The sequence below is a fragment of the Rhizobacter sp. P2_H2 genome (assembly GCF_056403375.1).
Map to the genome: position 1 here is coordinate 1 of NZ_JBFUFP010001027.1, position 1925 is coordinate 1925.

Here is a 1925-nt window from a genome sequence, read left to right on the forward strand (position 1 = left end):
CAGCATCCAGGCCGCGCAGGACAGCGCCGACGCGAAGAAGGGCCCCACCGACAAGCAGAAGAGCAAGGCACCGGTGCAGGCCGGTGCCCGTGAGCAGCCGGCCCGGCTGCCCGCACAGCACATCGCCAAGCCGGGGCTGGAAGCCGAACTCGAGCTGAAGCCCAAGTTCCTCGCGCCGTACTACGAAGGCAGCCACAAGCTGCAGGACGCCGCGGCGCTGATCACCGGCGGCGACTCCGGCATCGGCCGCGCGGTGGCCGTGCTGTTCGCGCGCGAAGGCGCCGATGTCGCGATCGTCTACCTGAACGAGCACGAAGACGCCGAGGAGACGAAGCGCTGCGTCGAGGCCGAAGGCGGCCGCTGCGTGCTGATCCCCGGCGACGTGCGCGACCCGGCGTTCTGCCGCGATGCGGTGGCCCGGGCGGTGAAGGCCTTCGGCAAGCTCGATGTGCTGGTCAACAACGCCGCGTTCCAGGAGCATGCCGACGCGATCGAGGACATCACCGACGAGCGCTTCGACGAGACGCTGCGCACCAACGCCTACGGCTACTTCCAGATGGCCCGGGCCGCGCTGCCGCACATGGGCCGCGGCGGCGCGATCATCAATACCGGCTCGGTGACGGGGCTCGAGGGCAGTGCTCACCTGCTGGACTACGCGATGACCAAGGGCGCGATCCATGCGTTCACGAAATCGCTCGCGAGCAAYGTGCTGCACCGCGGCATCCGCGTCAATGCGATCGCGCCGGGACCGGTCTGGACGCCGCTGAACCCGGCCGATGCGCCTGCCGAGAAGGTCGCGGCATTCGGGCAGCGCACCGACATGCACCGCGCCGCGCAACCCGAGGAGCTGTCGCCGGCCTATGTGTTCCTCGCGTCGCCGGCCTGCTCGGGCTACATCACCGGCATCGTGCTGCCGGTGACCGGGAGCATCGGCGCGATCTGATCCGGCTGGCTTCGGCGGGGAATACTGTATATATTTACAGGATGCCCCGGAAGTTCAACCCCATCCAGTCCCGCCCGCCGATCCAGCCGCTCGTGCCGATGCCGGCGCCCGGCGCCACCAAGGGCCGCGGTACCGCGTGGGCCATCGAGCACCGCTTCACGACGCGCGGCGGCGAAGACTTCGACGACGGCTGGGGCACGCTCGAGCAGCAGGCGAGCGAAGAGCACCTGCCGCGCGCCACGCAGATCATCGAGGAGCGGGTCAAGAGCATCCTCACGAGCAACGACTCGCCCGACGTGCACTTCGACCTGTCGATCAACCCCTACCGCGGCTGCGAGCACGGCTGCATCTACTGCTTCGCGCGGCCCACGCACAGCTACCTCAACATGTCGCCGGGGCTGGATTTCGAGACCCGCATCATCGCGAAGGTCAACGCCGCCGAACGCCTGCGCGAGGCGCTCGCGAGCCGCGCCTACGAACCGCAGATGCTGAACATCGGCTCGGCCACCGACGCCTACCAGCCGGTCGAGCGCAAGCTCGGCATCACCCGCTCGGTCATCGAGGTGCTGCACGGCTGCGACCACGCGTTCTCGATCGTCACCAAGTCGTCCGGCGTCGAGCGCGACCTCGACCTGATCGCGCCGATGGCGGCGCGCGGGCTGGCGGCGGTGTACGTGTCGGTGACCTCGCTCGATGCCGAGCTCTCGCGCATCCTCGAGCCGCGCGCCGCGTCGCCGCAGCGCCGGCTGCGCACGATCAAGACCTTGGCCGAGGCCGGCGTGCCGGTGGGGGTCAGCGTGTCGCCGGTGATCCCGTTCATCAACGAGCCCGAGATCGAGCGCATCGTCGAGGCGGCTGCCGAGGCCGGCGCGCGTTCGGCCTTCAGCATCATCCTGCGCCTGCCCTGGGAGGTGAACCCGCTGTTCCAGCAGTGGCTCGACCAGCACTTCCCCGAGCGCGCGGCCCGTGTGATGGCGCGCAT

At 69.5% G+C, this 1925-nt stretch carries 2 protein-coding genes; both read left to right on the forward strand.

What is annotated here, in order from left to right; translation table 11 throughout:
* Window positions 1-943: SDR family oxidoreductase (locus AC1D15_RS29615; protein WP_477828834.1), on the forward strand; the 943-nt coding region annotated here is incomplete at its 5' end.
* Between the two features lie 98 nt (window positions 944-1041).
* Window positions 1042-1925 (forward strand): PA0069 family radical SAM protein (locus AC1D15_RS29620; protein ID WP_477828835.1); only part of this gene is annotated, 884 nt, incomplete at its 3' end.